Here is a 6,565-nt window from a genome sequence, read left to right on the forward strand (position 1 = left end):
GCGAGGACGTGCTGGGCGCGGGGGCGGGCTTGCTGGGCTTCGCCGACGGGGTCGGGGTCGGCTTCGAGGGCTTGGACGGCTTGCCCGAGGGTGTGGGCTTCGTCGGCGGCACCGTGTCGCACACGGGAGACGTCTTGGTCTCCTCGCGCGAGTACTGGTCCCCGTCGCCCGCCTTCACGATGAGGTGGAGCGTGAGCACCTTGTCGTGGGCGGGGAGCTTGAGGTTCTTGTGGAACTCGCCCTTGAACTGCTCGGTGGGCAGCAGGTCCTTGCCGTCCGCCGTCTTGATGGTCACGGTGTTGGTGGCCTCGTCGGAGTACCTGGTCAAGTCAACCGTGACGGCCGAACAGGTCACCTTCCAGACAGGGGTGTGAGCCTGCGCGGGCACCGCGCTCAGGCCGACGCCGACGAGGCCCGCGGCGGCTGCCCCTATCAGCGCTCCACGACGACGCCCCGTTCCTCTGATTACGGTCACAGAATCCTCCACTGTTCCGCACCGCCGGAATGACGGTGCGCGCACAGTACCGCTCCCGTCCCACGGCCAAGCAGCGGTCCCCCACATCACACACCTCACCTGTCCTGTTCCCGACGGTCACCCCGCGCCATACCGGGGAGCGCCTACGGTAATTGGCCGTCATAAGCCGGACTTTCAGGAGCTCATAGCGTCGCCATTGGGTCATATCACGCCTTTTCCCGCTCATTTGAATTTCTTTCAACGAATCCGGAAAAGCCGTTCCGCTCACGTCCGCACAGGAGCCACCAGGAAGGCCCGCAAGAGAATGACCGATTCCATTTCAGGAATCCCCGGAGTGAATGAGCGGTTTCAGGCCGGGCTCGTCCGCACGCCCCCGAATGGCGTCTTGTGGACTGCCCCGAAGCGAGCAGACGATCGGTCCTCGTTCCTGTGTGGCATGCCCTCCCGGCAGTTGCCACGCATGTCTTCGAGGAGGTTCCTGTGGTGAACGACCGGATGTCCCTCAGCCCGGATGCGGCACGGCAACTCGCGACCGCCACCAAGACCACGCCGCAGATGCGCGGCATCACCCCGCGCTATCTCTTACGGGCGCTGCCCTGGGTGGACGTCGAGTCCGGGGTGTACCGCGTCAACCGCCGCCGCACCTTCGTCCTCGGCGACGACCGCATCACCACGTACGCGGACAACGACGGCACCCACCGCATCGTCCCCGGCGATCTGCGGGAGGTGCCGTATCTGCGGGACGCCGACGACGCGCTCCTGACCGAGCTGGCCGGCGCCTTCACCGAGGTCTCCTTCGAGTCCGGGCAGGTCCTGGTGCAGAGCGGCGACCCGGCCGACCGGCTGTGGGTGATCGTGCGCGGCCGGGCCGAGAAGCGCATGACCGGCCGGTACGGCGAGGAGGCGCTGCTCGAAGTCATAGGCGACGGCCAGTTCTTCGACCTCGACAGCTGGACCCGGTCCGAGCCGATGCCCTACCGCGTGCAGGCGCTCACGCCCGGCGTGGCCCTGGTCGCGGAGCGGAGCGCGCTGGCCGCCCTGACCGACCGGGACGCGGGGGTACGGGCCGCCATGGACGACTACTCCGCCGGGAACCACATGGTGCCGGGCGCCGAGGTGCCGGTGGACCTGTCCTCGGGCCATGTGGGCGAGCCGGATCTGCCGGGCACGTTCGTCGACTACGAGGACGCGCCGCGCGAGTACCACATGACGCTCGCGCAGACCGTGCTGCGCGTCCACACCCGTGTCGCGGACCTCTACAACGGGCCCATCGACCAGACCCGCGCACAGTCCAACCTCACCGTCCAGGCGCTGCGCGAACGGCAGGAGGCGGCGCTCCTGAACCACCCCGAGTTCGGTCTGTTCAACAACGTCCCGGCGGGGCAGCGCGTCCAGGCCCGCACCGGCTCGCCCACTCCGGACGACCTCGACGAACTGCTCGCCAAGGTGTGGAAGCAGCCCGGGTACTTCCTCGCGCACCCCCGGGCGATCGCCGCGTTCGGCCGCGAATGCACCCGGCGGGGCGTGCCCCCGGTCACCGACACCCGGTTCGGCAGCCCGCTGCTGACCTGGCGCGGAGTGCCGCTGCTGCCGTCGGACAAGGTCCGCTTCGCCGGCGGCGTGGGCTCCGGCACGACCGAGATCCTGCTGATGCGGATGGGCGAGGCGGAGCAGGGCGTGGTCGGTCTGCGCCCCTCCAGCGTCCAGGACGAGGTCGAACCCGGTCTGGCGATGCGGAACATGGGCACCGACCAGAAGGGCATCACCTCGTATCTGATGACCGCGTACTTCAACACGGCCGTCCTGGTCGAGGACGCCGTCGCCGTGCTCCAGAACGTCGAGGTGTCCAACTACCATGACTATTCCTGACCTCACCCGACAGGTGCCGGGGGTGCCACCGGCGACGGGGCTGCCCCCGATGCCCCAGCAGGCCACGGCCACCGTGCCGCCGACCGTCCCCGAGCAGTCGGCCGTACCCGGACAGCCGGTCGTGCCCGGGCAGCCGGGACTGCCCCAGCGGCCCTCGGTGCCGGGTGCCTTCTCGGCCGAGACCGCCCGCCAGGACTTCCCGATCCTGCACCGCACGGTCAACGGCCACCCGCTGGTCTGGCTGGACAACGGGGCGACGACGCAGAAGCCCCGCCAGGTCATCGAGGCGCTCGGCGCGTACTACGGCGCCGCCAACTCCAACATCCACCGCGGCGCCCACACCATGGCCCGCGAGGCCACCGAGGCGTACGAGGCGGGGCGCGCGGCGGTCGCCGGTTTCCTGGGCGCGCCCGGCCCCGAGAGCATCGTGTTCGTGCGCGGCACCACCGAGGCGGTCAACCTGGTCGCCCAGAGCTGGGGCCGGGACAACCTGGGGCCCGGCGACGACATCCTCGTACCGGTCCTGGAACACCACTCCAACATCGTCCCCTGGCAGATGATCGCCAAGGAGACGCGGGCCCGGGTGGTGCCGGTGCCGCTGACACCGCAGGGGGAGATCGACCAGTCCGCGTACGCGGACCTGCTCTCCTCGCGGACCCAGCTGGTCGCGCTCAGCCACGCCTCCAACGTGCTCGGCACCGTCCCGCCGGTGAAGGAGATGACCGCGCTCGCCCATCGGTACGGGGCGAAGGTGCTGGTGGACGGGGCACAGGCGGTGGCCCACTTCCCGGTCGACGTGCAGGACCTGGACGCGGACTTCTACGCGTTCTCCGGGCACAAGCTGTTCGCCCCGACCGGCATCGGCGCCCTCTACGCCAAGCCGGAGGTCCTGGCGGACATGCGGCCCTGGCAGGGTGGCGGCAACATGATCGACTCGGTGGACTTCGGTCTCACCACGTTCGCGCCCGTCCCGCACCGCATGGAGGCCGGCACCGGCAACATCGGCGGCGTCATCGGGCTGCTGGCCGCGCTGGACTGGCTGGGGTCCTTCGACCGCGACGCCGTCACGGCGTACGAGGAGGGGCTGATGGCCTACGCCCAGCAGGCCATGGCCACGGTGCCGGGTCTGGAGCTGGTGGGCGCCGCACCCGAGCGGATCGCGGTGCTGACGTTCACGCTGGCGGGCCACGACCCGGCGGACGTCGCCGACTGGCTGGACCGCGACGGCATCGCCATCCGGGCGGGCCACCACTGCGCGCAGCCCGCGCTGGCCCACTACGGACTGGAGTCGGCGGCCCGTGCCTCGCTGGCGCTCTACAACACGTCACAGGAGGTGGACCAACTGGTGGCGTCGTTGCGTCAGTTGCAGATGGCATCCGGCTGAATGCTCCCGGCCAGTCGGCTCATGGGTCACGGACGACAGATCTCAACGCCTGTCGTCCGTCACCCGGACCGCCCGCCACGGCGGCCGATGCGCCTGCGGCGGGACGGTCGGCACCGGCGGCATCGGCGCGCCGAGCGAGTCCAGGCGGCGCCGCAGCAGCTGGTTCTCCACGTACAGGTCGGCCAGCACACGGACTTTGGAGCGCACCGCCCACGGCTCCACCGGCTTGACCAGGAAGTCCGCGACGCCGAGGCGGTAGGCGCGGGCCGCGAGGTCGTCGTCGCGGCCGATGCCGGTCACCAGGATGACCGGCAGGTTCCGGGTGTGGTCCAGGCGCTTGAGGTAGTCGACCACTTCGAGGCCGTCCATCTTCGGCATCAGCACATCGAGCAGGATCACCGCTATGCCGCCGCGCAGCACGGTCTTCAGCGCCTCGTCCCCGCTGCGGGCGCACACTATCGGGCGGCCCACGGGACGCAGCACACTCTCCATGGCGAAGAGGTTGTCCTCGCGGTCGTCGACCACAAGGATCTTCCACGAACTGTCCACGTCCCAACCACACTCCCCTGCAGCCGGACTTTCACAGTAGTGCGCACCGGGGCCGAGCGCAGGAGGCCCTTGGTACCTGCCAACGGCATCTGCGCCCGCCGCCGGGGGGCCCGGTACCGGGGCGGTCGGCGTCTACGGGCGTCCGCCAGCGCAAACGGAATCCCCGCCCTCGCCCCGGCCGCCTCCCGGAGCTCTTTGCGGTCGGATAATTCGGCCGGTTGTGACTCCCTCTTTTGGCTCTTCTGCGTGCCTCGGCGGGACGGCGGGCCGGGCCTCGGTCCCCTAGCTTGGGGGCATGGACAAGGCGCGCGGGGCAGCGGGGCCGAGCGGGGCGAAGGGACCGTCGGCGGGGCCCGACGACCCCGCCTTCCCCGCGCACCGGGCGCCGCGCTGCCGCACTCTCGACGCGCTGGACGCCCAGGTGATCCGCTGCCGGGCCTGCCCGCGCCTGGTCGCCTGGCGCGAGGAGGTCGCCGCGACCAAGCGGGCGGCTTTCCGGGACTGGGAGTACTGGGGACGGCCGGTGCCCGGGTTCGGCCCGGCGGACGCGTCGCTGGCGGTCGTCGGTCTGGCCCCGGCCGCGCACGGCGGCAACCGGACCGGCCGGATGTTCACGGGCGACGCCTCCGGTGACTTCCTCTTCGCCGCGCTGCACGCGGTGGGCCTGGCCTCCCAGGCCGAGGCCACCCATGCCGGGGACGGCCTCGAACTGCGGGGCGTACGGCTGGCCGCACCCGTGCACTGCGCGCCCCCGGACAACAAGCCGACCCCCCAGGAGCGCGACACCTGCCGCCCGTGGCTGGCGGCCGAACTGGAGCTGCTGAGCCCGGGGTTGCGTACGGTCGTGGTGCTCGGCGCGTTCGGCTGGCAGGCACTGCTTCCGGTACTGGGCGCGGCGGGCTGGCAAGTGCCGCGGCCCCGCCCGAAGTTCGGGCACGGCGTCCAGGTCACGCTGGCCGCATCGGACGAGGGCCGTGGGCCGCTGCATCTGCTCGGCTGTTACCACCCGAGCCGGCGCAACACCTCTACGGGACGCCTCACGCTCGACATGCTGGTCGAGGTGTTCCGCGAGGCGGCGCGCCTGTCGGGGCTCTGAGGCCGCCCCATTTGGTTGAACACCGATCCGAAAACCGGTTCACGGGGGCCTTGAAACGGCCTCTCACCAGGCCGGATCGCATCCCGCGCGGCCCGGGTGTGTAGTGGAAGGGATGCCACCAGGGGCGGGAGCGACGAAAGGAGCCGGTATGCACACCGGACGGATACGTCGAGCGGCCGCCGCGACCCTGCTGTCGTGCGGTCTCGCCACGGGCACGTTCGCCACCGCGGCGGCGGCGGCCCCGGCGCACGACCAGGGCGACGGCCACGACCGCGGCCAGGGCAGCGGCTGGTCGTGGGACGCCCACTTCAGCGGCTGGATCCGGGACGACCACGGCGGGAACCGCCCCTGGGACGACCACGGCGGCGGATGGCGCTGGGACGACCACGACCACGACCGCGGTCACTCCCGGGACCACCACGACGACGGCCGGGTCTGGGGCACGGTCACCTCGCGCATCGAGCTGAACGTCCGCGACAACCCGAGCCTGAGGGCCGATGTCGTCGTCGCCCTGAGCCCCGGCAGCCGGACCCGCATCGAGTGCAGGACCCACGGCGAGAACGTCAACGGAACCAGCACCTGGTACTGGTTGCGCGACGCCGGGGGCTGGGCCACCGCGGCGTTCGTGCGGGCCAGTGGTGATGTGCCGAACTGCTAGCCATGAGTGCCCCGGCCTCCGCCCGGCCTCCGTGGCGCTCGTGTGAACACCGCGCACTCCCGGGAATAGCGACACCGGGAGGGACCTTGGAGCTGCTGAGAGCGAGGAGTCAGCAGATGCCCAAGGCGTACGCGTACACCCGGAACGGCGGGCCCGAGACCGAGACGTTCATCGAGCGGGACCGGCCGCGCCCGGGCCCCGGCCAGCTGCTGGTCGCGGTCCGGGCCGCCGGGGTGAACCCGGTCGACTGGAAGCTGCGCGGCGGATTGCGCAGGCCCGGGTCGCCCGAGCCGGAGCTGCCCGCTGTGTTCGGCAGCGAGGTGGCGGGCGTGGTCGCGGAGCTGGGTCCCGGGGTGACGGGCTTCGCCGTCGGGGACGCCGTCTTCGGCAATCCGGTGGGCGGCGGCTACGCCGAGTACGCGCTGCTGCCGCTCCCGGTGACCGCCCGCAAGCCGGCGGGGCTGACGTTCACGGACGCGGCGACCCTGCCGGTGGCCGGGGCGACCGCGTACGACGGTGTGCGCCAGCTGGACC

General features: G+C 71.4%; 6 protein-coding genes and 1 pseudogene. 5 read left to right on the forward strand and 2 right to left on the reverse strand.

Translation table 11 applies throughout. The annotated features are described in order from the left end of the window. Window positions 1–328, reverse strand: a pseudogene (locus A8W25_RS06075) (sortase-dependent protein); the annotation flags it as partial. Window positions 329–958: 630 nt separating this feature from the next. On the opposite strand from A8W25_RS06075, the gene A8W25_RS06080 reads away from it, so the two are divergent. Then, window positions 959–2,344 (forward strand): family 2B encapsulin nanocompartment shell protein, encoded by a 1,386-nt coding sequence (locus A8W25_RS06080; RefSeq protein WP_079125860.1) that lies wholly within the window; start codon window positions 959–961, stop codon window positions 2,342–2,344. Beyond that, window positions 2,331–3,728, forward strand: coding sequence for a cysteine desulfurase (locus tag A8W25_RS06085; RefSeq protein WP_067157167.1), 1,398 nt, complete (start codon window positions 2,331–2,333; stop codon window positions 3,726–3,728). Before A8W25_RS06080 ends, A8W25_RS06085 begins: the two co-directional genes overlap by 14 nt. Before the next feature lie 42 nt (window positions 3,729–3,770). On the opposite strand, the gene A8W25_RS06090 is transcribed toward A8W25_RS06085, so the two are convergent. Then, window positions 3,771–4,277 carry a response regulator gene (locus tag A8W25_RS06090; RefSeq protein ID WP_079125859.1) on the reverse strand — a complete coding sequence of 169 codons (507 nt, stop codon included), beginning with the start codon at window positions 4,275–4,277 and terminating at the stop codon, window positions 3,771–3,773. Between the two features lie 295 nt (window positions 4,278–4,572). Here A8W25_RS06090 and A8W25_RS06095 point away from each other — a divergent pair, with 295 nt between their 5' ends. The 3 genes from A8W25_RS06095 to A8W25_RS06105 form a co-directional block, all read left to right on the forward strand. Continuing rightward, window positions 4,573–5,373 carry a uracil-DNA glycosylase gene (locus A8W25_RS06095; RefSeq protein ID WP_067157170.1) on the forward strand — a complete coding sequence of 267 codons (801 nt, stop codon included), beginning with the start codon at window positions 4,573–4,575 and terminating at the stop codon, window positions 5,371–5,373. A 148-nt stretch (window positions 5,374–5,521) separates the two neighbouring features. Then, window positions 5,522–6,031: a hypothetical protein gene (locus tag A8W25_RS06100; RefSeq protein WP_067157173.1), complete on the forward strand. Its 510-nt coding sequence runs from the start codon at window positions 5,522–5,524 to the stop codon at window positions 6,029–6,031. A 116-nt stretch (window positions 6,032–6,147) separates the two neighbouring features. Continuing rightward, window positions 6,148–6,565, forward strand: a 418-nt coding sequence (locus tag A8W25_RS06105; protein ID WP_158942431.1) for an alcohol dehydrogenase catalytic domain-containing protein, incomplete at its 3' end; no start/stop codon positions are given.

It is taken from the genome of Streptomyces sp. ERV7, from assembly GCF_001653515.1.
GTDB lineage: Bacteria > Actinomycetota > Actinomycetes > Streptomycetales > Streptomycetaceae > Streptomyces.